The organism is Burkholderia sp. RF7-non_BP4 (genome assembly GCF_001521935.1).
GTDB classification, from domain to species: Bacteria; Pseudomonadota; Gammaproteobacteria; order Burkholderiales; family Burkholderiaceae; genus Burkholderia; species Burkholderia diffusa.
Genome location: NZ_LOTA01000035.1, coordinates 225,633 through 249,137, shown reverse-complemented (window position 1 = coordinate 249,137; position 23,505 = coordinate 225,633). Strand labels below are relative to the sequence as shown.

The window sequence follows — 23,505 nt, the reverse complement described above, 5'->3', positions numbered from 1 at the left end:
GAAAGGAAACGATGACGCTTGACCTGTCGAAACCGGCGCGAGCCGGCTACCTGAGCGGTTTCGCGAACGAATTCGCGACCGAGGCGCTGCCCGGCGCGCTGCCGCACGGCCGCAACTCGCCGCAGCGCGCGCCGTACGGCCTGTATGCGGAGCAGTTGTCGGGCACGGCGTTTACCGCGCCGCGCAGCCACAACCGCCGCTCGTGGCTGTACCGGATCCGGCCGGCGGCCGTGCACCGGCCGTTCGAGCCGTTCACGGGCACGCAGCGGCTCGTGTCGGAATTCGGCGACTCGGCCGACGTGCCGCCGACGCCGCCGAACCAGCTGCGCTGGGATCCGCTGCCGATGCCGATCGAGCCGACCGATTTCGTCGAAGGGCTCGTGACGATGGCCGGCAACGGCTCGGCGGCCGCGATGAACGGCTGCGCGATCCACCTGTACGCCGCGAACCGCTCGATGCAGGATCGCTTCTTCTACAGCGCCGACGGCGAACTGCTGATCGTGCCGCAGCAGGGGCGGCTCTTCATCGCGACCGAATTCGGCCAGCTCGACGTCGAGCCGTTCGAGATCGCGGTGATCCCGCGCGGCGTGCGTTTTTCCGTCGCGCTGCCGGACGGCGATGCGCGCGGTTACATCTGCGAGAACTTCGGCGCGCTGCTGCGCCTGCCGGACCTCGGCCCCATCGGCTCGAACGGGCTCGCGAACCCGCGCGATTTCCTCACGCCGCAGGCCGCGTACGAGGATCGCGAGGGCGCGTTCGAGCTGGTCGCGAAGCTGAACGGGCGCCTGTGGCGCGCGGACATCGGACATTCGCCGTTCGACGTCGTCGCGTGGCACGGCAACTACGCGCCGTACAAATACGACCTGCGCCTGTTCAACACGATCGGCTCGATCAGCTTCGACCATCCCGATCCGTCGATCTTCCTCGTGCTGCAGTCGCCGAGCGACACGCCGGGCGTCGACTCGATCGACTTCGTGATCTTCCCGCCGCGCTGGCTCGCGGCCGAGGATACGTTCCGCCCGCCGTGGTTCCACCGCAACGTCGCGAGCGAGTTCATGGGGCTCGTGCACGGCGCGTACGACGCGAAGGCCGAAGGCTTCGTGCCGGGCGGCGCGAGCCTGCACAACTGCATGTCGGGCCACGGGCCGGATGCGGACACGTTCGAGAAGGCGTCGGCGAGCGACACGACGAAGCCGCACAAGGTCGACGCGACGATGGCGTTCATGTTCGAGACCCGCACGCTGATCCGGCCGACGCGCTATGCGCTCGACACCGCGCAGCTGCAGGCCGACTACTTCGAATGCTGGCAAGGCATCAAGAAACACTTCAATCCGGAGCAACGATGAGCGATACCCAAGACTGGCGCGCGACGCTCGACCCGGCCCGCAAGAGCTGGGTCGAGACGGCGAACGATCCCGCCTGCGATTTCCCGATCCAGAACCTGCCGTTCGGGATATTCAGCGATGCGAAGCAACCGGCGCGCCGCGCGGGCGTCGCGCTCGGCGACCAGATCGTAGACCTCGCCGCGCTCGCGCGTGCGGGCCTCGTGACGCTGCCGGCCGGCGCCGACGTCTTCGCCGCGCCGACGCTCAACCCGTTCATCGCGCTCGGCCGCGACGCATGGCGCAGCGTGCGCGTGCAGCTGTCGAACCTGTTCTCGCGCGACGACGCGCGGCTGCGCGATGACGCCGCGCTGCGCGCGAACGTGCTCGTCGCGCAGCGCGACGCGACGCTGCACCTGCCGGTCGACATTCCCGGCTATACCGATTTCTATTCGTCGAAAGAGCATGCGACCAACGTCGGATCAATGTTTCGCGATCCGAAGAATGCACTGCTGCCGAACTGGTCGGAGATGCCGATCGGCTACAACGGCCGCGCGTCGTCGGTGGTCGTGAGCGGCACGCCGGTGCGGCGCCCGAACGGCCAATTGAAGCTGCCCGACCAGGAACGTCCAGTGTTCGGCGCATGCCGCAAGCTCGACATCGAGCTGGAGACGGGCTTCATCGTCGGCCGCGGCAACGCGCTCGGCGAGCCGATCGCCTGCGAGGATGCCGAAGCGCATATCTTCGGGATGGTGCTGCTGAACGACTGGAGCGCGCGCGACATCCAGCAGTGGGAATACGTGCCGCTCGGCCCGTTCAATGCGAAGACCTTCGCGACGACGATCTCGCCGTGGATCGTCACGCTCGACGCGCTCGAACCGTTTCGCGTCGAGCAGCCCGAACAGTCGCCGCAGCCGCTCGCGTATCTGCGGCACGCGGGCAAGCATGCGTTCGACATCGCGCTCGAAGTGACGCTGCGCGCGGAGGGTGCCGCCGAAGCGACGTCGATCTGCCGCACCAACTTCAAGCACATGTACTGGACGATGGCGCAGCAGCTCGCGCATCACACGGTCGCGGGCTGCAACACGCGCGTCGGCGACCTGATGGGATCGGGCACGATCAGCGGGCCGACGAAGGACTCGTTCGGCAGCCTGCTCGAACTGACGTGGAACGGCAAGGAGCCGCTCGCGCTGAACGGTGGCGGCAGCCGCGCGTTCATCGAGGACGGCGACGAGCTCACGCTCGCGGGCTGGTGCCAGGGCGACGGCTATCGTGTCGGTTTCGGCGCATGTGCCGGCAAGATCCTGCCGGCGCGCAGCGTATGACGGACTGCACCGCGACTCGTTACGCGTAGTCCGGAAGGCGAGGGCGGCCCGCATTGCGCGGGCCGTTTTCATTTCGGCGGCGGGTGGCGGGCGGCGGTACGCAAGCGCCGGTGCGTGACGCCGCGCACGAGCGTCGGCGCCGACATCTGCGTCGGCGTCAGACCGCGCGCTGCAACGCGACGCGTCGTTCCCACAGCGCGGCCGCGACGAACGCGGCGACGCAGACGACCAGCACGCCGATCAGCGCGTTGCTGCCCAGTTGCTCCATCAACGCGCCGGCGACCAGCGGACCGCCGAAGCTCGCGGCGCTCCACGATGCCGACACGAGCGAGCTCGCGGTGACGAGCGCCGCGCCGCGAAAGCGTTCGCCGCATGCGACGAGCGACAGCGTGTAGATGCTGCCTGCCGCCGCGCCCAGCACGAACAGCAACGGCCAGCACAGCCACGGGTTCGCGATCACGAACGGCAGCAGCGGCAGGCCCGCGAGCACGATCCATCCGGCGCCGAGGTGCACGCGTTCGCGGCCGAGCTTGTCCGCGAGCCAGCCGATCGGGAACTGCATCGCGGTATCGCCGAACAGCATGATCGACGCGAGCAGCACGGCGGTCGCGCTCGCGACGCCGTGATCCATCGCATAGAGCGGCAGCAGCGACAGCGCGAGCGTATCGAACAGCGCGAAGAAGCCGGTGCCGATGATCAGCGCGGGCATGCGCGGCAGCACGGCGAGCCAGCTGTCGTGCGCTGCGTGATGCGCGTCGTCGCCGGCGAGCGGCGCGCGACGGATCGTCGCGAGCGTCGGCAGCGCGAGCAGGAACAATGCGCCGCACAGCGCGAAGCGGATGCTCGTCGCGCCGGCGATCTGGCTGACGAGCACGGGGCCCGCCATCTGGAACAGCGTGAAGTTGGTCGCGTAGATCGCGACCACGCGGCCGCGCGTCGAATCGTCGGCGAGCTGGTTGACCCATGCCTCGCCGATCGTGAACAGCAGCATCAGCGCCGCACCGCACAGCACGCGCAGCACGCCCCATACGATCAGGTTCGACGTGAACTGCATCAGCGCCGTGGCCGTCGCGAGCAGCACGACCGACACGACGATCGCGCGGCGCGAGCCGATGCGCCGCGCGAGCGCGGTGACGAACGGGACGATCGCGAGGCCACCCAGGGCCTGCGCGGCCGTCAGCATGCCGACGACGTTGGTGCCGTGTCCGGCTTCGGTCAGGGCGAGCGCGGTGAGCGGCATCGTCGCGCCGGTGCCGAGACCGACGACCGCGACGCTCAGGATCAGCGCGAGGAAATCACGATTGAGAATGGCTTTCATCGGCCGCGATGCTACACCGCGGACCCTGAAAGGTCCATGAAGGCCATCAGGTTCGCATGGCGTTGCGCGCGCAACGAACGCTGCGGCACGCGGCCCGGCCGCCGCACCGACACGCATCGCCGCTGCGCGCGCGTCACACGTATCCGGTCGGCCCGCTCACCGGACGGCGCTCGAGCGACGCCGACCACAGCGTGAGCGCGAGCGCGGCGACCGCCATCGCGGCACCGACCCACGGCAGGTTCACGAGCGACACGCCGGAGCCGATCGCCATCCCGCCGAGCCAGGCGCCCGTCGCGTTGCCGAGGTTGAACGCGCCCTGGTTCAGCGTCGACGCGAGGTTCGGCGCGTCGCTCGCGCGATCGACGATCAGGATCTGCAGCGGCGGCACGATCGCGAACGCGAGGATGCCCCACACGAAGATCGTCGCGAGCGCCGCGAACGGCAGGTGCATCGTGCCCGCGAACAGCGCGAGGACGATGCCGATCAGCGCGAGCGTCGCGATCAGCGACGGCATCCGGCGCCAGTCGGCGAGCTTGCCGCCGAGCGTGCCGCCGACCGTCAGGCCGAGACCGAACAACAGCAGCACATAGGTGACCTGGCGCGGCGAGAAGCCCGTCACGTCCTCGAGGATCGGCGTGATGTACGTGAACACGCTGAACAGGCTCGCGGACGCCAGCACGCTGATGCCAAGCACCATCAGCACCTGCGGATGCTTCAGCACGCTGAATTCTCGCGTGATGCTGGTGTCGGGCATCGCGAGGTTCCTTGGCAGGCACACCGCGAGCGCGGCGGCCGCGGCGATGCCGATGCCGGTGACCGCCCAGAACGTCGCGCGCCAGCCCCAGGCCTGACCGAGCGCGGTGCCGAGCGGCACGCCGAGCACGTTCGCGAGCGTGAGGCCGGTGAACATCAGCGCGATCGCCTGCGCGCGCCGGTTCGGCGCGACGAGGTTGCTCGCGACCACCGAACCGATCCCGAAGAACGCCCCGTGGCAGAACGCGGTGACGACGCGCGCGGCCATCAGCACCGCGTAGCCGGGCGCGATCGCGCAGAACAGGTTGCCCGCGATGAACAGCCCGATCAGGCCCATCAGCGCGCGCTTGCGCGGCATTCTCGCGGTGACGATCGCGAGGATCGGCGCGCCGATCGTCACGCCGAGCGCGTAGCCCGACACGAGCATCCCGGCGGCCGGGATCGACACGCCGAGGTCGCGGGCGACGTTGGGCAGCAGCCCCATGATCACGAACTCGGTGGTACCGATTCCAAATGCGGCGACGGCAAGGGCGAAAAGAGGTAATGGCATCGCGGTGGGCTACGGAAAGGCCGCGGCCCGAGGCCGGCGCGGGATGCGCGCGGCGGGCGGGGCGGGGGGACATCAGCCGCGATTCTACTTCAGTGAAAACCCCTATGCTCGGGGCCAAAACGGATGTTGCCGGCGTGCGACGCGGTAGCAGCCGCAGCGCGTCACAGTGTGGGATTGGACGATGTCCGACGTCGGTGGCGCGGAAAAATTCGGGTCGGAGCGACGCCGGTGGAGCGGCGCTTTTCGCGCGCCGCGGGTTCGATTAACGCTCGGGCAGGGCGCCGGCTGGCGTCGAGTCGGAGCGGTCGCCCGGTACGGCTGCCTCGGGCGACGGCGATGGCGATGACGACGGCGACGATCCGCCTGTCGTGCCGGCGTTTGCCGTGCAATCGGCGGTTTGCGTCGCCGGTGCGTCCCACCCGTTTTCGAACAGGCATGCCTCGATCGGTATCCGCGCGGCCCAGCGCTCCTCCTCGAGCATCGGCTTCGCATAGAACGCATCGACGTGCCCGACGCACAGCACGGCGATCGGCTTCGCGCCGGCCGGCATGCCGAGCAGCGTGCGCAGCGCGTCGACGTCGAACAGCGACACCCAGCCCATCCCGAGCCCTTCGGCGCGCGCGGCGAGCCACATGTTCTGGATCGCGCAGGCGGCGGACGCGAGGTCCATCTCCGGCAGCGTGCGGCGGCCGAATACATGGCGCTCGCGATCGTCGGTCAGCGCGACGACCAGCAACTCGCCGCATTCGCGCACGCCTTCGACCTTCAGCCGCATGAATTCGTCCTGCCGCTCGCCGAGCGCGTCGGCGGTCGCGCGGCGCTCGGCCTCGACCAGCGCGTGGATCGCGGTGCGCAGCGCGGGATCGGTGATGCGGATGAAGCGCCACGGCTGCATGAAACCGACGCTCGGCGCGTGGTGCGCGGCGCGCAGGAGCCGCGCGAGCGTGGCCGGATCGACGGGCGCCGGCGTGAAGTGGCGCATGTCGCGCCGTTCGAAGATGGCGCGGTAGACCGCGGCAATGGCGGAGTCGTCGAAACGCATGAGCGGCAGAAGCAAGGGGGAAGTCGGCGCAACGATAGCAGACGCCGGCCGCGCGGCGTTACATCAGTCAAAACAAAATGACGAATCGTTGACGGATCGCGTGCGCCGCGCGCCGTGGATCAGCGCCCCGTCGTGACGACGTTGGTCGGCGTGCCGGCGTGCCACGCCTCGATGTTCAGCAGTGTCGTATGCGCGATCTCGGCGAGCGCCTCGCGCGTGAAGAACGCCTGGTGCGACGTGACGATCACGTTCGGGAACGTCAGCAGGCGCGCGAGGACGTCGTCCTGCAGCGGCAGGTCGGAGTGATCCTCGAAGAACAGGCCGCTTTCCTCTTCGTACACGTCGAGCCCGAGATGGCCGAGCTGCCCGCTCTTGAGCGCGTCGACCAGCGCCTGCGCGTCGACGAGGCCGCCGCGGCCGGTGTTGATCAGCATCGCGCCGTGCTTCATCCGCGCGAGCGTCTGCGCGTTGATCAGATGGTGCGTCGACGGCAGCAGCGGGCAGTGCAGGCTGACGATGTCCGATTGGTGCAGCAGCTCGTCGAGCTCGACGTAGCGCGCGCCGAACGCGATCAATTCGTCGTCGTAAGGCGGCATCGAGTGCGCGAGCACGTGCATCCCGAAGCCCATCATGATCTTCGCGAACACGCTGCCGATCAGGCCGGTGCCGATCACGCCGACGGTCTTGCCGTGCAGGTCGAAGCCGAGCAGGCCGTTCAGCGAGAAGTCGCCTTCGCGCGTGCGTGCGACCGCGCGCGGCAGCCGGCGGTTGAGTGCGAGGATCAGCGCGATCGCGTGTTCGGCAACCGCATGCGGCGAGTACGCCGGCACGCGCACGACGGCGATGCCGAGCCGCTCGGCGGTCGCCAGGTCGACGTGGTTGAAACCCGCCGAGCGCAGCGCGATCAGGCGCGTGCCGCCGTCGGCGAGCCGTTCGAGCACGGCCGCGTCGACGGTGTCGTTGACGAACGGACACACGACCTCGTAGCCGTGCGCGAGGATCGCGGTTTCCGCGTCGAGGTGCGACGGCTGGAAGTGCAGCCGATAGCCGAATTGCCGGTTGGCGGCGGTAAACGATTCGTCGTCGTACTGCCGGCTGCTGAACAGGATCACACGCACGCTGCACCTCCGATGGCTGTCGCGTGCAGTTTACTGCAGGCCCGTCTGCCGACCGGTGACGATGTCGGCGCGATCGGGCGTGCGCAGGAAACCGTAACCGGTCCGCTCGCGGGCCCCCTGCGCGCCGAAGTGCTCGAGCGCATGCTCGACGAAGCTGCGCGTGCGGGCCGGCACGTACTGGCGGTTCGGGTAGACGAGCGACAGTTGCGCGTCCGGGTCGTCGATCCGGTAGGCGGGCAGCAGCCGCACGAGCGTGCCGGCGGCGAGCGCGTCGGCGATGCTCGGCTCGGGCAGCACCGCGATGCCGGACCCGGCGACGGCCGCCGCCTGCACGAGCGCCAACTGGTTGACCGTGCAGGTCGGGCGCACCGTGATCGAATGCGTGACGCCGTCGTGGCCGACCAGCCGCCACGCGGGCGCATGCTGGTGCGGCGCGAGCGCGACCCAGTCGTGGCCCGGCAGGTCGTCGGGTGCGCGCGGCTCGCCGCGGCGTTCGAGATACGCGGGCGCCGCGCAGGCGACGAACGGGCTCGGCGCGAGTGCGTGGCCGATCAGGGTCGGGTTGCCGTCGAGCCGGTTGCCCGTCGCGATGCCGACGTCGTAGCCGGAATCGAGCACGTCGAGCGGCCCTTCGGCGACGGTGAGCTGCACGCGCAGTTCGGGGTAGCGATGCCGGAAACTGCTGACGAGCGGCGTGAGCGCCAGCGGCGACAGCAGGCCCGACGCGACGACGCGCAGCGTGCCGGCGGGCTCGCGCACAGCATGCGCGACGGAGGCCTCGAGGTGGTCGAATTCCTCGAGCAGCGCACGGCAGCCGTCGAGGTAGCGCAGGCCGGCCTCGGTCAGCGACAGGTTGCGCGTGGTGCGGTGGATCAACCGCGTGTTCAGGTGAGACTCGAGCATCGCGATCGAGCGCGTGACGAGCGCATTGGACACGCCTAGATGGTGCGCCGCGCGCCGGAAGCTCTGCTGTTCGGCGACGCAGACAAACACACGCATGGTCTGAATCTGGTTCATGGCTCGCGGATTTCTGGCCCGGTTGATTGATTTTGGTTGTGATTTTTCGTTGCGCGACCTGGAAAACCGTCGCGTGACACCGGGGTTCCGGCCCGTATCGAAAAATCGGTTTTCGATTCTGCAGACGATTGTTCATTACAGAACCGATATCCGTCAACCTGAGAAAAAGGGCGGGTTGCGTAAAATCGAAATCGCGGGTATCGATTTAGCGGGGCAGTGTCGTGTGTGTATGCGGGGGATAGCCGGAAGTGAATTGAGTGAAACTGCCGGTGGTTTGAATATTGTCAATTTAAATCAATGCATTACGCGTGATCGTGTGTGGCCCGGCGCGGTAATGGGTGAAATCGCTCACCAATTGATGCCGCGATAATGGATGTTTTTTTACCGGGCCCGGTTTTCGTGGACCGATTCCATCCCGCGCGATTTTTATCGTGATGGCCGGTATTCCGGCCGATGCATGTATCGTGCAGAACGCGGGCATCCGGAGCGCGTCGCCATACTGCGCGAGAAAATCGCGGACATCGAACTGCGGATGGAACCGTTACGCATCCGCACGGCAATGCCGCGGCATGACGAAATCCGCTCATGCGGCGCAGGCGCGGCCGGCTGGCCCGGTCCGTCGACCGGGCCAGCGTCGCGCTGTCCGGCGGCGCGTGCCTCTTGCGCGCGGGCGCGGAACGCGGAATGATCGATCAGTTCGCCATGCCGTGCGGCGAACGATGTCCGAGCGTTTTCTTCCTTCCTCCTTGACCTGCCATGTCCATCGATTACTCGCCGATTCCCTGTCCCGTCGTCGTGCCGCTCGACGCGATCCTGCCCGAAGAACCGCTGCTGATGATGGGGGCCGGCCCGGTCCCGATCCCGGCCGCCGTCGCGAAGGCGAACACGATCGTGATCAACCACCTCGGCGCGACGATGGCGAAGATCATCGAGCAGGTGAAGGAGATGGCGCGCTACGTATTCCAGACCCGCTCGAAGTGGGTGCTCGGCGTGGCCGGCCCCGGCTCCGCCGCGATGGAGATGGCGATTTCGAACCTCGCGTGGCGCGGCACGCGCGTGCTGTCGATCCGCAACGGCTTCTTCAGCGCGCGGATGGCCGAGATGGCCACGCGCGTCGGCGCCGACGTCGCCACGCTCGAGGTGGCCGACCGCGCGGTCGCGAGCCTCGACGAAATCGCGGACGCGATCGCGCGCGAGCGGCCCGAAATCGTCACGATCGTGCAGGGCGAGACGTCGAACACCGTGTGGAATCGCGATCTGCGCGACATCGCCGCGCTCGCGAAGGCGGCCGGCGCGCTGGTCGTGGTCGACGCGGTGTGCACGCTGTCGACGATGCCGCTCGAGATGGACGCATGGGGCATCGACGCGGTGATCACGGGCGGCCAGAAGGGGCTGTCGTCGATCCCCGGTGTGTCGCTGATCGCATTCTCCGACGCCGCCTGGGAGCGCATGAAGCAGCGTCCGGAACCGAACGCGCACTGGTGCCTCGACATGGCGCTCGCGGAGAACTTCTGGCACAACGCGGGCTACCACTACACGGCGCCGGTGTCGGGCGTGCTCGCGCTGCACGAGGCGCTGCGGCTCGTCTGCGCGGAGACGCTCGAAAGCCGCTTCGCGCGCCATCTGCGCTGCTCGCTCGCGCTGCAGGCGGGCGTCGAGGCGATGGGGCTCACGCTCTATGCGCCGAAGGACTGCCGGCTCAACTCGGTGGTCGGGATCGAGACGCCCGAAGGGCTCACGCCGGGGATGGTGTGCGGCCATATCTCGAAGCAGTACCAGGTCGAGATTTCGGGCTCGTTCGGGCTGCCGATCGTGCGGATCGGGCAGATGGGCGAACAGTGCCGCGAACACAACCTGTTCCGCACGCTGCATGCGTTCGGCCGCACGATGGACGACCTGAAGGTGCCGGTCGACCTGCCGGCCGGCGTGGCCGCGCTCGAGCAGGAACTGTCGCGGCGCGGTACGTAAGCGGAGAGCCGAGAGTGGCGAGGCGGGTGCGCTGCACGAAGCCGCCTCGTCGACGGCCGGGGCGCGTGGCGTTCAGCCGCCCTGCATCGCGCGCCGGTACGCGTTCGGCGTCGTGCCGTGCGCGTCGCGAAAGCGATGGCTGAAGTGGCCGGCGTTCGCGTAGCCGCATTCGGCCGCGACCTGCGCGAGCGGTAGCGTCGTCGTGCGCAGCAGCAGTCGCGCCCGCGCAAGCCGCTGCTCGGCCACCCACGCGTGCGGCGCGCGGCCGAACGACAGCCTGAACATCCGCGAGAAATGGTATTCGGACAGCGCGGCGACGTTCGCCAGTTCGCCGAGCGTCAGCGGCTGCGACAGGTAGCTGTCGATATAGTCGCGCACGCGGCGGCGCACGGCCGGCGCGAGCCCGCCGCGGAACGGCACATCGGTGCGCGTCGTGCTCTGGCCGCGCAGCAGCAGGCTCAGCACGTCGTGCGCGGCTTCGTTCACGCGCAGCCGTCCGTCGGCATCGTCCCAGCGTTCGAGCGCGAGCGAACGGAACTGCGCCGCGACGCGCGCATCCTCGAAATAGGTGCGGTCGGCCAGCTTCAGCTCGCGCGGCTCGCGATCGAGCTCGCGGATCGCGCGCTGCGTGAAGTGCTCGGGCAGGAAGTACAGGTGGATGAAGTGCATCTCGCCGCGCACCCACCAGCGCGATTCATGGTCGCCCGGCAGCGCGCACAGCAGGCTCGGCGCGCCGTAGCGCGGCACGCGTTCGCGCTCCGTCCGGTAGCCGCCGTCGAGATAGCACGACAGCGTGTGGTGGCCGGGCTGTTCGTAGATCGTCTCGCTTTCGTCGGTGATGCGCGTCCATTCGGCGATCGCGAGATGGTCGCCGAGCCACGCGAAGCGTTCGAGCGTCGCGTTCGCCTCGGCGAGCGTGCGGCACACCGACTGCAGGCCGAACGGCATCGCACCGCCGGCAAGGGCGGCCGCGTGGTCGGCGGGCGGGGCGTACAGGGGCGAACTCATGATGGGGCGAGTATAAGCGCGCGCGAAGCGCGCCGTGCGGACGCCCGAAAAAGACCGCAATTCCGGACAATCCGCGCCGGCAGGGTGGCGGCACAGTCGGAGTCCGTTTCACTCGTTCCGCTTCGTTGCCGCCATGAACCTGTCGCTTTATTTCGTCACCGTGCTGATCTGGGGCACCACCTGGATCGCGATCAAATGGCAGCTCGGCGCCGTGCCGCCGCCCGTGTCGATCGCGTGGCGCTTCTGGCTCGCGGCCGCCGTGCTGTTCGCGCTGCTGCGCGTGATGCGCCGGCCGGTGCGCCCGCCGCGCGAGGCGTGGCGCTACCTCGTCGCCCAAGGCTTCGCGCTGTTCTGCCTGAATTTCCTGTGCTTCTACTATTCGGAGCAGGTCGTGCCGAGCGGCCTCGTCGCCGTGATCTTCTCGACCGCGCCGCTGCTGAACTCGATCAACGGCCGGCTGTTCATGGGCCGCCCGCTGCGGCCGTCCGCGATCGCCGGCGCGCTGCTCGGGCTGACCGGCATCGCATGCCTGTTCTGGCAGCAGATGGCCGGTCACCTCGACGATCACGCGACCTGGACGGGCCTCGCGATCGCGTTCGCGGGCACGATGTGCTTCTCGGCCGGCAACCTGCTGTCGAGCCGGATGCAGTCGATGGGCCTGCACCCGCTCGCGACCAACGGCTGGGCGATGCTGATCGGCGCGGCGATCCTGACGATCGGCAGTGCGGTGGCCGGGCTGCCGTTCATGATCGACCCGAGTCCGCGTTATCTCGGCGCGCTTCTCTATCTGGCCGTGCCGGGCTCGGTGATCGGGTTCACGGCCTACCTGACGCTCGTCGGACGGATCGGGCCCGAGCGCGCCGCGTACTGCACGGTGCTGTTCCCGATAGTCGCGCTGGCCGTGTCGACGGTCTTCGAGGGCTATCAGTGGTCGCCGCTCGCGGTGCTCGGGCTGCTGCTCGTGCTGGCCGGCAATCTCGTCGCGTTCGACCTGACGCGCCGGTTGTTCCTGCGCACGGCCTGACCGGGGCGGCCGCCGAGGTCGCCGCCGGAAACAAAAAACGCCCGCGCGATGCGGGCGTTTTCCTTTGGGCCGCCAGGGCAGCGGCCGCCTGGCCGGCCGGCGAGCGGCTCGCTCAAGCCGCCGCGCGGCTCCCCGCGACCCGCGCCTGCCGCTGGTACAGCATCATCGACAGCGCGACGCCCGCCGCTGCGGCCACCGCCGCGAACAGGAACACCTGCGGATAGCCGAACTCACCGGCCACATAGCCTGCGAGCGGGCCCGTGATGCCGAGCGACAGGTCGAGGAACACCGAATACGCGGACAGCGCCGCGCCGCGGCTTGCCGGCGGCACCAGCGCGACCGCCTCGACGCCGAGCGCCGGGAAGATCAGCGCGAAGCCGAAGCCGGTCAGCGCGGCGCCGACGAGCGCGACGTGCGGCACGGGCGCGAGCCACAGCAGCACGAGGCCCGAGCATTCGAACGCGAACGACACGATCGCGACGCGGAAGCCGCCGTAAGTCTTGATCGTGTTCGCGAACAGCAGGCGCGCGCCGATGAACAGCGTGCCGAACACGGTCAGCGACAGCGCGGCGTTCGGCCAGTGGCGCGCTGCGTAGTACAGCGTGACGAAGGTCGCGATCGAGCCGAAGCCGGCGGAGCCGAGCGCGAGACCGAGGCCGTGCGGCAGCACGCGCGTGAACACGCTCGCATACGACATCCGTTCGCCGTGCACGAGCGGCACGGAATCGATCAGGCGTGCGAGATAAAAGCCGGTCGCGGCGAGCGCGATCACGATCACGCCGATCAGCGCCGGATTCAGCGTATGCGCGATCGCGACGCCGACCGGCGCGCCGAGCGCGAGCGCGCCGTAGGTCGCGATGCCGTTCCACGAGATCACTTTGGCGTTGTGCGCGACGCCGACCCGCCCGATGCCCCACAGGATCGCGCCGGTGCCGCACAGGCTCTCGCCGACGCCGAGCACGAGCCGGCTCGCGACCAGCAGCACGAGGCTCGCGACCGGCCAGTGGGCCAGCAGCAGCGCGACGAGCAGCAGCACGCCCGACACGCCGCAGCCGATCAGCCCGCGCAGCACCGTCTGCTTCGGCCCGAGCGTGTCGGCGAAGCGCCCGGCGAGCGGGCGCGACGCGAGCGTCGCGAAATACTGGACGCTGATCGCGCCGCCCGCGACGATCGCGGAAAAGCCGAGGTCGTCGTGGACGAAGCCCGGCAGCACGGCGAGCGGCAGGCCGATGGTCAGGTAGCAGATGAACGTGAAGCAGACGACGGACACGATTTGCAGCGTGACGGCAAACCCGCTGCGCGGCGATGTGGCGGAATCGGTGGACATGGGGTCGGATCGAATGGGCGAAACGGAACGGAAGACGGCGAAAAACGGAATCGGGATTTTCCCATGGAACCGGTTTTCCCGCAGGGACCATTTAGTTAATCGCGCCCCGTTTCCGTTGCCGAAGAATCGCTGACGGCGCGGCGCCGGCAAGCCCGGAATCCAGATGGAGCAAGGCGCACGCCGCCCGTCGGGCGGCCTCGATGCCCATATCGCGACAGTTATATGGGCCCCATGCGTGATGGGCTATGGGTTGCGGAATTTGATGGTGATAGCGTGCAAACTGTCAGAGAAACGTCGGTCGAGCGCCCCGCGCAGGCCGCCTTGCCCCCACTTGAAGAACGAACGAGACATGAGTGAGCCGATCCGCTTCTACCATCGTCACGCGGTCCGCGAAGTCAGCGGCGCGGACGTCACCCGCACCGTGCTGCAGTATCTGCGCGAGGACGCGCACTGCACCGGCACCAAGGAAGGCTGCGCGGAAGGCGACTGCGGTGCGTGCACGGTCGTCGTCGGCGAGCTGACCGACGCGGGCACCGTCGCGTTCAAGGCCGTCAACGCCTGCATCCAGTTCCTGCCGACGCTCGACGGCAAGGCGCTGCTGACGGTGGAAGACCTGCGCCAGCCGGACGGTTCGCTGCATCCGGTGCAGCAGGCGATGGTCGATTGCCACGGGTCGCAATGCGGGTTCTGCACACCCGGTTTCGTGATGTCGATGTGGGCGCTGTACGAGAAGCATGGCCACGAAGGCTGCGGCAGCGCGTGCGCGAAGGCGAAGGACGTGCCGACGCGCACCGAGATCGCCGATGCGCTGACCGGCAACCTGTGCCGCTGCACCGGCTACCGTCCGATCGTCGACGCGGCCGTGCAGATGTTCGATGCGACCGGCGAAGGTGCGCCGGCGTCCACCGCGCCGGTCGACACGGCCACGCTCGCTCGTACGCTCGCGTCGCTCGAGCGCGACGACACGTTCGACTACACGACGCCCGACGGCGCGCGCTTCGCGGCACCGCGCACGCTCGACGCGCTGGCCGCGCTCAAGGCCGAGCGTCCCGCCGCGCGGATCCTCGCCGGCAGCACCGACATCGGCCTGTGGGTCACCAAGCAGATGCGCCGTCTGGACGACCTGATCTACGTCGGCCAGATCGCCGAATTGCAGAACGTCGTGCACGGCGACGACTGGATCGAGATCGGCGCGGGCGTGACGGTCGAGAACGGGTATGCGGCGCTCGCCGGCACGTATCCCGAACTGACCGAAATGTGGAAGCGCTTCGCGTCGCTGCCGATCCGCAACGCGGGGACGATCGGCGGCAACGTCGCGAACGGTTCGCCGATCGGCGACTCGATGCCGGGCCTGATCGCGCTCGGCGCGCGGGTCGTGCTGCGCGGCGGCGACACGGTGCGCGAACTGCCGCTCGAGGCGCTCTACACCGGCTATCAGCAAAAGGACATGGCGCCGCACGAATTCGTCGTCGGCCTGAAGGTGCCGACCCGCACCGGCGCGCGCGCGAAGCTGCAGTTCCGGACGTACAAGCTGTCGAAGCGGTTCGACTCCGACATTTCGGCGGTGTGCGCGGCGTTCGCGTTCATCGCGGACGGCGAACTGATCCGCGAGCCGCGCATCGCGTTCGGCGGGATGGCCGCGACGCCGAAGCGCGCGACGCACACGGAAAGCCTGCTCGACGGCGCGCCATGGCACGAAGCCACCGCGCAGGCCGCGATGCAGGCGCTCGAGCGCGACTACCAGCCGCTCACCGACATGCGTGCGACGAGCGCGTATCGCCTCGATACCGCGAAGAACCTGATGTACCGATTCTGGCTGGAGACGCGCCCGCACGACCCGCTGCCGCCGCAGGCGCTGAACGTGCGTGAAGTGGCCGCCGAAGTTGCCAACGACGCGGCGCGCGTCTGACGAGGGAGAACACCGAACATGAACCAGCAAGCAGAACCGTTCCTGAACACCCTCGACCCGCAGGCCGACGCCGCGCAGGTGCACGTCTCGCGCGCGCACGAATCCGCGCACCTGCACGTGAGCGGGCGCGCGACCTACACCGACGACATCCCGCTCGTCGCGGGCACGCTGCACGCGGCGCTCGGGTTGTCCGCGAAGCCGCACGCGAAGATCCTGTCGATGAACTTCGACGCGGTGCGCGCGACGCCTGGCGTCGTCGCCGTGTTCACGGCCGACGACATCCCCGGCGTGAACGACTGCGGCCCGATCATCCACGACGACCCGGTGCTCGCGAAGGGCATCGTGCAATTCGTCGGCCAGCCGATGTTCATCGTTGTCGCCACATCGCACGAAATCGCGCGGCTCGCCGCGCGCCGCGCGCAGGTCGACTACGAGGAGCTGCCCGCGATCCTGACCGCGCAGGATGCGCGCAAGGCCGAAACCTACGTGATCCCGCCGCTGAAGCTCGCGCGCGGCGACGCGGCCGCGCGTCTGGCCGCCGCGCCGCATCGCGAGTCGGGCGAGATGCTGCTCGGCGGCCAGGAGCAGTTCTACCTGGAAGGGCAGATTGCCTACGCGGTGCCGAAGGACGACGACGGGATGCACGTGTACTGCTCGACGCAGCACCCAAGCGAGATGCAGCACCTCGTCGCGCACGTGCTCGGCGTCGCGTCGCACAACGTGCTGGTCGAATGCCGCCGGATGGGCGGCGGGTTCGGCGGCAAGGAATCGCAGTCGGGCCTGTTCGCGTGCTGCGCGGCGCTCGCCGCGTGGAAGCTGCTGTGCCCGGTGAAGCTGCGCCCCGACCGCGACGACGACATGATGATCACCGGCAAGCGGCACGACTTCCACTACCGCTTCGACGTCGGCTACGACGACGACGGCCGCCTCGACGGCGTCGCCCTCGACATGACGTCGCGCTGCGGCTTCTCGGCGGACCTGTCGGGCCCGGTGATGACGCGCGCGGTATGCCATTTCGACAACGCGTACTGGCTCGGCGACGTCGCCATCGCCGGCTACTGCGGCAAGACCAACACGCAGTCGAACACCGCGTTCCGCGGTTTCGGCGGCCCGCAGGGCGCGTTCGCGATCGAGTACATCCTCGACGACATCGCGCGCTCGCTCGGCCGCGATCCGCTCGACGTGCGCTACGCGAACCTGTACGGCAAGACCGAACGCAACGTGACGCCTTACGGGCAGACGGTCGAGGACAACGTGCTGCACGAACTGCTCGGCGAACTCGAGACGACGAGCGATTACCGCGCACGGCGCGCGGGCGTGCGCGAATTCAACGCACGCAACGCGGTGCTGAAGAAGGGCATCGCGCTCACGCCGGTGAAGTTCGGCATCGCGTTCAACGTCACGCACTTCAATCAGGCCGGCGCGCTGGTGCACATCTATACCGACGGCTCGGTGCTCGTGAACCACGGCGGCACGGAGATGGGGCAGGGGCTCAACACGAAGGTCGCGCAGGTGGTCGCGCACGAGCTCGGCATCCGCTTCGGCCGGATCCGCGTGACGGCGACCGACACGAGCAAGGTCGCGAACACGTCCGCGACGGCCGCGTCGACGGGCTCCGACCTGAACGGCAAGGCCGCGCAGGATGCGGCGCGCCAGCTGCGCGAGCGCCTCGCGGCGTTCGCGGCGAAGCAGTTCGGCGACGGCAAGGTCGACGCGGCCGACGTGAAATTCGGCAACGACTTCGTCTGGATCGGCGGCGCGAGCGTGCCGTTCGGCGAGGTGGTCGCGAAGGCGTATCTCGCGCGCGTGCAGCTGTGGTCCGACGGGTTCTACGCGACGCCGAAGCTGTACTGGGATCAGTCGAAGCTGCAGGGGCGGCCGTTCTACTACTACTCGTACGGCGCGGCCGTGTCGGAAGTCGTGATCGACACGCTGACGGGCGAGATGCGCACGCTGCGCGTCGACGCGCTGCACGACGTGGGCGCTTCGCTGAACCCGGCGCTCGACATCGGCCAGGTCGAAGGCGCGTTCATCCAGGGGATGGGCTGGCTCACGACCGAGGAGCTGTGGTGGAACGCGGGCGGCAAGCTGATGACGCACGCGCCGTCCACGTACAAGATTCCGACCGTCAACGACACGCCGCCCGAGTTCAACGTGCGGCTGTTCCAGAACCGCAACGTCGAGGACAGCATCCACCGGTCGAAGGCCGTCGGCGAACCGCCGTTGTTGCTGCCGTTCTCGGTGTTCTTCGCGGTGCGCGACGCGATTGCCGCGGTCGGCGACTACCGGGTGAATCCGCCGCTCGACGCGCCGGCCACCGGCGAGTCGATCCTGCGTGCGGTGAATGCGGTGCGCGCGGCGAGCGCCGCGCGGGCAGGCTGACATGAAACGGCCCGCCGGCTCACTGCGCCCGCCGCATGCTGCGTCGCATGCGCCCGCCGCCGGTTGCGACGGCGCGTGCGGCAACGCGGCGTCGCCGATACGGACGTTCGCGCCGGGCACCGGCCGGCGCCCCCGCGCGAATGCCGCGCCGCCACCGATGCACATCGTGCTGTTCGGCGCGGGGCACGTCGGTCATGCGCTCGTCACGCTGCTCGGCGCACTGCCGTGCGTCGTGCAGTGGGTCGACACGCGCGACGAACTGTTCCCGGACGAATGTCCGCCGAACGTGCAGCCGGAGCCGACCGACACGCCGGAGGCCGTCGTCGACGCGGCGCCGCCCGGCGCGTACTTCCTCGTGATGACGCACAACCACGCGCTCGATTTCTCGCTCGCCGCGCAGATCATGCGGCGGCGCGACTTCGCGTACTTCGGGATGATCGGTTCGCGCACCAAGCGCGTGAAGTTCGAACGCCGGCTCGCGGCGCGCGGCGTCGATCCGGCGCGGCTCGCGGAGATGGTGTGCCCGATCGGCATCGCGGGCATCGTCGACAAGGCGCCCGGCGCGATCGCGGTGGCCGTCTGCGCGGAACTGCTGCAGGCCCGCTCGGGCATGGCGGTGGCCGACACGAAGGCGGCCGCGGCGGGGCGCGTGCACGACGACGTGAGCTGCGCGCGGTAACGACGGATAACGACGCAGGTCGGCACGCCCGACGCACGTCCGCGCGTTTTTGCCTACACTGCACGGATCGCGCGGCATCGGGCCGCGCGTCATTTCGTGCAGGCACCATGTCCGATCCCCAGGTCTATCTCGACGCACTCGATGCAAGCATCGTCGACATCGAGCGCTGGCTGTCCGGCACCGATACTTCACCCGCGGCGCTCGATGCGCTGATCGCAGCTTTTTCCACCGATTTCACGATGACCATGACCGACGGTCGCGCGCTCGATCGCGACGGCACGCGCGCGCTGTTCGCGACGCTCGGCGGCGCGAAGCCGGGGCTGCGCATCGCGCTGTCGGACATCCGCGTGCTGATGGCCGACGCATCGCACGCGGTGCTCACCTATGTCGAAGCGCAGCAGGCGGCATCGGGCGAACTGCCCGCGCGTCGCGCGACCGCCGTGTTCGCGCGCGACGCGGCAGGCATCGTGCGCTGGACCCATCTGCAGGAAACCTTCTGCACGGCCTGAGCGCCGGCGCTGCGTCGTCGCGCGCAGGCAATGCCGCGCGGCGTCAGCGCTTGCGGCCGCGTGCGGCGGTCAGCTCGTCGGACACGCTCTGCATCAGCGCGCACAGCCACGCGATGTCGGTCGGGCGATCGGGGTGCGGGTGCGTGAGCAGGTAGCTCTTGATGCGCGGAAACGGCACGGGCGGCGTGACGACGACGAGCGGCAGCAGCTGCGCATAGTGCGTCGCGAAGCGGCGCGTCGTCGTGAAGATCAGGTCCGACTGCAGCAGCACCTGCGGCACGATCCCGAAATACGGCAGCGTCGTCACGATCCGCCGCGTGAGGCGGGCGCGCGCGAGGCCGATCTCGATCGCGTTGCGCTTGTCGCCGGTGTACGGCGTCGGCGCGACGTGCGCGGCCGCCGCGTAGGCTTCGCGCGTGAGCGGCTCGCGCGCGAGCGGATGCGCGTCGCGCATCAGGCACACGATCGTGTCGGAGAACAGGTCCTGGCGCGCGAACTGCGGGTCGGGCTTCGGCCAGTTGCCGATCACGAGATCGAGCGCGCCCGATTCGAGCGCCTCCGCGTGATCGAGCGCGGGGTTCAGCGAGTCGATTTCCAGATGTGCATGCGGCGCCGCGTCGCGAAAGCGCTCGATCAGCGTCGGCATGAAGAAATCGTTCAGGTAGTCGGGCGCGGCGACGCGGAACGTGCGCCGCGCCGACGACGGGTCGAAGTCGCCGTGCGGCGTCGCGATGAAGTCGACCTCGCGCAGCGCGCGCGACGCCGCCCCGAGCAGCGACGCGCCATACTCGGTCGGCACCATCCCGGACTTGCCGCGCACGAGAATCGGGTCGTTCAGCGTCTCGCGCAGCTTGCGCAGCGCGGTGCTGATCGCGGGCTGGGTCTGGTTCAGCCGCAGCGCGGCCTGCGTGACGCTGCGCTCGAGCAGCAGCGTGCGCAATACGCGCACGAGCCAGATATCGAGCGAGGCGGTACGGTCGTCGTCTTCCATCGGTGCGCGGTGATTCGGCAGAAGCGTAACCTTACCGCAGCCACGCGTCGCGGTGCGTGATACCGGCCATCACACGCGCCCCTTCGGCAGCGTGCTGATCCGCTTGACCTCGCGCGACTCGAGCCAGTTCGGCGTGCGCGCGCAGTACAGCACCATCGGCAGCGCGTCCTCGCCCCAGAACAGCTGCTGGTTCATCCAGAACGTCGGTACGCCGAACACGCCGAGCGCGATCGCGTCGTCGGTGTTGCGGCGCAACTGCGCGCTCGTTTCCTCGAATTCGATCAGCTCGTCGCCGTGCCCGACGCCGACGCGCTCGCACAGCGCGGCGAACCCGTTCGGCGTCGACGGATCGTTGCCGTCGTGCCAGATGAAGCGGAACATTTCCAGCACGGTCGCGATGTCGGCGCGCAGCGCGATCGCGAGGCGCAGCACCTTGTCGGAGTCGAACGGATGCGCGGGCGGCATCTTGAAGCGGATGCCGAGCTGTTCGGCGCGAAACAGCGCATGGCGGTACGTGAACATGCGCTTGGCCGGCACGTCGGCGCTCGGGCGCTGTCCCCAGTGGCGCTGCAGGTCGGGCAGTGACACGGCGACGGGGTCGAACGGCATGTCCGGCCACTTGTCGTGCTGTTCGAGCAGCAGGTAGGAGAACGGCGACACGAAGTCGAAGAACCAGGCAGGCTGGGTGGTGTCGAGGCCGGTTGTCATGGCGATCTCCAGAGAGTGGGGCGTGTGCGCCTCGCGGCGGCCTTCATGTTACGTGGCGGCGCGCGGACGCAGCCGCGCGGATGCAGCAATGATCGCGGATCGGCCGCTCATGCGGAACCGGGAGTCGCCCGAGGGGGCTCGCCGGCAGGCGGCGCCGCCGCGCCGCCGCGCGCCGCCGCGAGGCCGCCGGCGCCGGGTGTGCCCGACGTGCCCGACGCGGTGTCGTGGTCCTGCGCGGTGAGCCGCTCGCGCACGAAGCCGATGTGCTCGCGCAGCACGTAGAACTGCCCCGCATACGCGAGCGGCATCTTCATCCGGTTCACGGCTTCCTCGATGTCGTCGAGTTCGTCGAGCAGACGGACGCGCTCCTCGGCCGTATGCTCGCCGAGCGCGCGGCGCTCGAGCGCGATCAGCGCGCCGTACCAGCGGTAGATGCGTGAACGCACGCGCCAGCCATACAGCGACGGCACCAGCCGCAGCCCGGGGATCAGCACGACGATCAGCGGCACCACGACGACCAGCAGCCGGTCGACGAGACTCGCGACCCAGAACGGCAGCCGCCGGTACAGGAAGGTCTTGCCCGACTTGTAATAGCGCGCGGCGTCGTCGGACAGCGGGAAGCCGCGCGTGACGGCCGACGGGAATTCGCCCGCGTGCTGCAGGATCGTCGCGTGGCCGTGCACTTCGCGCGCGGCCTCGATCAGCAGGTCGGACAACGCGGGGTGCAGCGAATCGCGCGCGACCAGCTCGATCGTCGGCGCGACCGTATGGATGTCGGCGGGCGGCAGGTTGCGGCCGAGATCGTAGACGCCCATCGGCAGCGTGATCGCGGTCAGGTACGGAAAGCGCCGCGCGTACGCCTCGGCCTGCGTGAACGAGTACACGTGCACGCCGGGCGCGCGGAACAGCTTCGCCATCACCGGGATCTGCGTCGAGTCGCCGGACAGGAAGGCGGCGTCGATCATGCCGTCGAGCAGCGCGGTCGCGGCGTCCTCGCCGGCCGTCGGCAGCAGCTCGGTCGAGCCGCCCGGCACGATGCCGTTCATCTTCAGCAGCGCCAGACTCAATTCGCGCGCGCCGCTGCCTTCCGCGCCGAGCGCGAGCCGCTTGCCCTTGAAGTCGGACAGGCGCGCGACCACCGGGCCGCGGTACATGATCGCGAGCGGCACGTAGCCGATGCTGCCGAGCGATACCAGGTGCTCGTCGCGCTCCTTCGGGCCGATGCCGCTCTGCACGAAGCCGACGTCGACCGGCGCGTCCGGGTTCGACAGCCGCGCGAGGTTCTGCGCGGATCCTTCGGATGACTGGACGTCGAGCGTGACGCCGTTCTTCGCGAGGATCGTCTTGTATTTCTGCGCGGCGTTCCAGTAGGTGCTGCCCGGCGGCCCGGACGAAATCACCAGCGTGGACGGCGGCGCCGGCTGGATCAGCTTGACCGCGAGCCAGACCGCCGCGACCGCGAGCAGCACGGTGGGGCCGATCGAAAGCGCGAGGTCGCGCCACGACACCGCGACGAAGCGGGCGAGGATGCGGCGGGGCGGGCGAGGGCGGGCTGGCTTCATGACGTGGCGGATGACACGGGCGTGACGCGTCGATGACGGGCGTCACGGACGATGTACGCGATGCAGGTTCTGGCGGCGATGGTACCCGGTTTCGCCCGGCATGCGCGAGTTCGGCGCCGTGGCGCGGCGCGGGACGCGGGCGCGCGAGCCGGCCGCCGCCGGGCGCTCGCGCGTCAAAAGCTTTGCGCTTCGGCGGGCGCTGGATTACATTGTGCGTCGCAGCCGCGACCGATTCGCGCGCGACCCGGCACGCAATAGACCGGGCGCGTCCGGCCGGCGGCTGTCCGGCCCGGCCGGCCCGCATTCGCGTGCGCCGGTCGCCGGCCCGTGTCGCCTCTCTCGCATCGCCGTGGAAATCATCGGCCATCCCGCCCGTTCGCGCGCGGGCCGGCCGCCTTTGGGGGTATCCGGCCGTACTGTGCACGGCCGTTCCGAAGTCATAAGGAGATAGCATGAAGTCGATCGTGTTGAGAGCGTTGGGTGTTGCGGCCGTGGCGGCCTGTCTGTCGGGCAGCGTATATGCGCAGTCGAGCGACGCGGCGGCAACCGAGGCGCCGGCTGCGGCAGCGAGCTCGCCGAAGGCCGCGGCCAAGACCGCGAAGAAGGCGAACCGCCAGCTCGGCTACGCGGTGCGCAAGGCAATTACGAAGGCTGGCGGCATCGACGTGGCGAACCTCGTCGTGCGCTCGAAGGGCGGCGCGATCTTGCTGGAGGGCACGGTGCCCGACCAGGCACAGATCGACAAGGCGGAAGAGGCAGCGAAGAGCGTGAAGGGCGTGACGTCGGTCACGAACAAGCTGACGGTCCAGCAGCAATGATGATGCCGGGCGGCGGCGCGCCAGCGCCGCGTGCCCGCTTGCGGCGGGCCCCGATGTACCGGGGCCCGTTTGCGCTTTAGAATGCCTCGGGCCTGCCGCTTTGCGCCAGGCCCCCGAACGGATATCCCCAAGGGTCTTCCTTCGGGACGGAAAGTGCTGGACGGCCCGGCGTTTC

The 23,505-nt window shown here is 69.2% G+C and carries 20 protein-coding genes; 10 read left to right on the top strand and 10 right to left on the bottom strand.

From position 1 onward, the window contains the following. Positions 1-11: 11 nt before the first annotated feature. Together hmgA and fahA are read left to right on the top strand one after the other, a co-directional pair. Positions 12-1,346 (top strand): homogentisate 1,2-dioxygenase, encoded by a 1,335-nt coding sequence (gene hmgA, locus WS49_RS16520; RefSeq protein ID WP_059530502.1) that lies wholly within the window; start codon positions 12-14, stop codon positions 1,344-1,346. Next, on the top strand, positions 1,343-2,647 hold the full coding sequence (gene fahA / locus WS49_RS16515) for a fumarylacetoacetase (RefSeq protein ID WP_059530499.1): 1,305 nt from the start codon (positions 1,343-1,345) through the stop codon (positions 2,645-2,647). Before hmgA ends, fahA begins: the two co-directional genes overlap by 4 nt. A gap of 157 nt (positions 2,648-2,804) precedes the next feature. On the opposite strand, the gene WS49_RS16510 is transcribed toward fahA, so the two are convergent. From WS49_RS16510 to WS49_RS16490, 5 genes are all read right to left on the bottom strand, one after another. Then, positions 2,805-3,965 (bottom strand): MFS transporter, encoded by a 1,161-nt coding sequence (locus WS49_RS16510; RefSeq protein ID WP_059530496.1) that lies wholly within the window; start codon positions 3,963-3,965, stop codon positions 2,805-2,807. A 133-nt stretch (positions 3,966-4,098) separates the two neighbouring features. Continuing rightward, positions 4,099-5,268: an MFS transporter gene (locus WS49_RS16505; RefSeq protein WP_059530493.1), complete on the bottom strand. Its 1,170-nt coding sequence runs from the start codon at positions 5,266-5,268 to the stop codon at positions 4,099-4,101. A 262-nt stretch (positions 5,269-5,530) separates the two neighbouring features. Further along, positions 5,531-6,310 carry a 5,6-dimethylbenzimidazole synthase gene (gene bluB / locus WS49_RS16500; protein WP_059530566.1) on the bottom strand — a complete coding sequence of 260 codons (780 nt, stop codon included), beginning with the start codon at positions 6,308-6,310 and terminating at the stop codon, positions 5,531-5,533. Positions 6,311-6,429: 119 nt separating this feature from the next. Further along, a complete protein-coding gene (locus tag WS49_RS16495; protein WP_059530490.1) occupies positions 6,430-7,428 on the bottom strand; it encodes a 2-hydroxyacid dehydrogenase in 999 nt (332 codons plus the stop codon). 30 nt (positions 7,429-7,458) lie between these two features. Continuing rightward, the gene (locus tag WS49_RS16490) at positions 7,459-8,445 is read right to left on the bottom strand and encodes a LysR family transcriptional regulator (RefSeq protein ID WP_059530487.1); all 987 of its coding nucleotides are present in this window, start codon (positions 8,443-8,445) and stop codon (positions 7,459-7,461) included. Between WS49_RS16490 and WS49_RS35045 the strand changes: the two genes are divergently transcribed. Continuing rightward, the gene (locus WS49_RS35045; RefSeq protein ID WP_156437089.1) at positions 8,444-8,815 is read left to right on the top strand and encodes a hypothetical protein; all 372 of its coding nucleotides are present in this window, start codon (positions 8,444-8,446) and stop codon (positions 8,813-8,815) included. The genes WS49_RS16490 and WS49_RS35045 overlap by 2 nt on opposite strands. A gap of 386 nt (positions 8,816-9,201) precedes the next feature. Then, complete coding sequence (locus WS49_RS16485; protein WP_059530482.1) at positions 9,202-10,413, top strand: pyridoxal-phosphate-dependent aminotransferase family protein; 1,212 nt, start codon at positions 9,202-9,204, stop codon at positions 10,411-10,413. Between the two features lie 72 nt (positions 10,414-10,485). Here the strand turns inward: WS49_RS16485 and WS49_RS16480 are convergent, their stop codons facing one another. Next, positions 10,486-11,421 (bottom strand): AraC family transcriptional regulator, encoded by a 936-nt coding sequence (locus tag WS49_RS16480; RefSeq protein WP_059530479.1) that lies wholly within the window; start codon positions 11,419-11,421, stop codon positions 10,486-10,488. Positions 11,422-11,554: 133 nt separating this feature from the next. Here WS49_RS16480 and WS49_RS16475 point away from each other — a divergent pair, with 133 nt between their 5' ends. Continuing rightward, positions 11,555-12,445, top strand: a complete 891-nt coding sequence (locus WS49_RS16475) for a DMT family transporter (RefSeq protein WP_059530477.1) — start codon at positions 11,555-11,557, stop codon at positions 12,443-12,445. A gap of 112 nt (positions 12,446-12,557) precedes the next feature. Here WS49_RS16475 and WS49_RS16470 read toward each other — a convergent pair whose 3' ends face one another. Beyond that, positions 12,558-13,772, bottom strand: coding sequence for an MFS transporter (locus WS49_RS16470; protein ID WP_059530473.1), 1,215 nt, complete (start codon positions 13,770-13,772; stop codon positions 12,558-12,560). 349 nt (positions 13,773-14,121) lie between these two features. On the opposite strand from WS49_RS16470, the gene xdhA reads away from it, so the two are divergent. From xdhA to WS49_RS16450, 4 genes are all read left to right on the top strand, one after another. Next, positions 14,122-15,681, top strand: a complete 1,560-nt coding sequence (gene xdhA, locus WS49_RS16465; protein ID WP_059530470.1) for a xanthine dehydrogenase small subunit — start codon at positions 14,122-14,124, stop codon at positions 15,679-15,681. A gap of 18 nt (positions 15,682-15,699) precedes the next feature. After that, positions 15,700-18,063, top strand: a complete 2,364-nt coding sequence (gene xdhB, locus WS49_RS16460; RefSeq protein ID WP_059530467.1) for a xanthine dehydrogenase molybdopterin binding subunit — start codon at positions 15,700-15,702, stop codon at positions 18,061-18,063. A gap of 1 nt (position 18,064) precedes the next feature. Next, the gene (gene xdhC, locus WS49_RS16455; RefSeq protein ID WP_059530563.1) at positions 18,065-18,742 is read left to right on the top strand and encodes a xanthine dehydrogenase accessory protein XdhC; all 678 of its coding nucleotides are present in this window, start codon (positions 18,065-18,067) and stop codon (positions 18,740-18,742) included. Between the two features lie 107 nt (positions 18,743-18,849). After that, on the top strand, positions 18,850-19,251 hold the full coding sequence (locus tag WS49_RS16450; protein ID WP_059530464.1) for a hypothetical protein: 402 nt from the start codon (positions 18,850-18,852) through the stop codon (positions 19,249-19,251). 43 nt (positions 19,252-19,294) lie between these two features. Here the strand turns inward: WS49_RS16450 and WS49_RS16445 are convergent, their stop codons facing one another. From WS49_RS16445 to WS49_RS16435, 3 genes are all read right to left on the bottom strand, one after another. Beyond that, positions 19,295-20,242: a LysR family transcriptional regulator gene (locus WS49_RS16445; protein ID WP_059530460.1), complete on the bottom strand. Its 948-nt coding sequence runs from the start codon at positions 20,240-20,242 to the stop codon at positions 19,295-19,297. A 69-nt stretch (positions 20,243-20,311) separates the two neighbouring features. Further along, on the bottom strand, positions 20,312-20,950 hold the full coding sequence (locus tag WS49_RS16440) for a 2-hydroxychromene-2-carboxylate isomerase (protein WP_059530457.1): 639 nt from the start codon (positions 20,948-20,950) through the stop codon (positions 20,312-20,314). A gap of 107 nt (positions 20,951-21,057) precedes the next feature. Then, the gene (locus WS49_RS16435) at positions 21,058-22,512 is read right to left on the bottom strand and encodes a TAXI family TRAP transporter solute-binding subunit (protein ID WP_059530454.1); all 1,455 of its coding nucleotides are present in this window, start codon (positions 22,510-22,512) and stop codon (positions 21,058-21,060) included. Positions 22,513-22,964: 452 nt separating this feature from the next. On the opposite strand from WS49_RS16435, the gene WS49_RS16430 reads away from it, so the two are divergent. Then, positions 22,965-23,330 carry a BON domain-containing protein gene (locus WS49_RS16430; RefSeq protein WP_059530451.1) on the top strand — a complete coding sequence of 122 codons (366 nt, stop codon included), beginning with the start codon at positions 22,965-22,967 and terminating at the stop codon, positions 23,328-23,330. Positions 23,331-23,505: the final 175 nt, after the last annotated feature.

What these genes read in the sequence shown, in the direction of transcription:
- hmgA (WP_059530502.1), top strand. Translation starts at nt 12, where the DNA reads ATGACGCTTGACCTGTCGAAACCGGCGCGAGCCGGCTACCTGAGCGGT.
- fahA (WP_059530499.1), top strand. Translation starts at nt 1,343, where the DNA reads ATGAGCGATACCCAAGACTGGCGCGCGACGCTCGACCCGGCCCGCAAG.
- WS49_RS16510 (WP_059530496.1), bottom strand. Translation starts at nt 3,965, where the DNA reads ATGAAAGCCATTCTCAATCGTGATTTCCTCGCGCTGATCCTGAGCGTC.
- WS49_RS16505 (WP_059530493.1), bottom strand. Translation starts at nt 5,268, where the DNA reads ATGCCATTACCTCTTTTCGCCCTTGCCGTCGCCGCATTTGGAATCGGT.
- bluB (WP_059530566.1), bottom strand. Translation starts at nt 6,310, where the DNA reads ATGCGTTTCGACGACTCCGCCATTGCCGCGGTCTACCGCGCCATCTTC.
- WS49_RS35045 (WP_156437089.1), top strand. Translation starts at nt 8,444, where the DNA reads ATGGCTCGCGGATTTCTGGCCCGGTTGATTGATTTTGGTTGTGATTTT.
- WS49_RS16490 (WP_059530487.1), bottom strand. Translation starts at nt 8,445, where the DNA reads ATGAACCAGATTCAGACCATGCGTGTGTTTGTCTGCGTCGCCGAACAG.
- WS49_RS16485 (WP_059530482.1), top strand. Translation starts at nt 9,202, where the DNA reads ATGTCCATCGATTACTCGCCGATTCCCTGTCCCGTCGTCGTGCCGCTC.
- WS49_RS16480 (WP_059530479.1), bottom strand. Translation starts at nt 11,421, where the DNA reads ATGAGTTCGCCCCTGTACGCCCCGCCCGCCGACCACGCGGCCGCCCTT.
- WS49_RS16475 (WP_059530477.1), top strand. Translation starts at nt 11,555, where the DNA reads ATGAACCTGTCGCTTTATTTCGTCACCGTGCTGATCTGGGGCACCACC.
- WS49_RS16470 (WP_059530473.1), bottom strand. Translation starts at nt 13,772, where the DNA reads ATGTCCACCGATTCCGCCACATCGCCGCGCAGCGGGTTTGCCGTCACG.
- xdhA (WP_059530470.1), top strand. Translation starts at nt 14,122, where the DNA reads ATGAGTGAGCCGATCCGCTTCTACCATCGTCACGCGGTCCGCGAAGTC.
- xdhB (WP_059530467.1), top strand. Translation starts at nt 15,700, where the DNA reads ATGAACCAGCAAGCAGAACCGTTCCTGAACACCCTCGACCCGCAGGCC.
- xdhC (WP_059530563.1), top strand. Translation starts at nt 18,065, where the DNA reads ATGAAACGGCCCGCCGGCTCACTGCGCCCGCCGCATGCTGCGTCGCAT.
- WS49_RS16450 (WP_059530464.1), top strand. Translation starts at nt 18,850, where the DNA reads ATGTCCGATCCCCAGGTCTATCTCGACGCACTCGATGCAAGCATCGTC.
- WS49_RS16445 (WP_059530460.1), bottom strand. Translation starts at nt 20,242, where the DNA reads ATGGAAGACGACGACCGTACCGCCTCGCTCGATATCTGGCTCGTGCGC.
- WS49_RS16440 (WP_059530457.1), bottom strand. Translation starts at nt 20,950, where the DNA reads ATGACAACCGGCCTCGACACCACCCAGCCTGCCTGGTTCTTCGACTTC.
- WS49_RS16435 (WP_059530454.1), bottom strand. Translation starts at nt 22,512, where the DNA reads ATGAAGCCAGCCCGCCCTCGCCCGCCCCGCCGCATCCTCGCCCGCTTC.
- WS49_RS16430 (WP_059530451.1), top strand. Translation starts at nt 22,965, where the DNA reads ATGAAGTCGATCGTGTTGAGAGCGTTGGGTGTTGCGGCCGTGGCGGCC.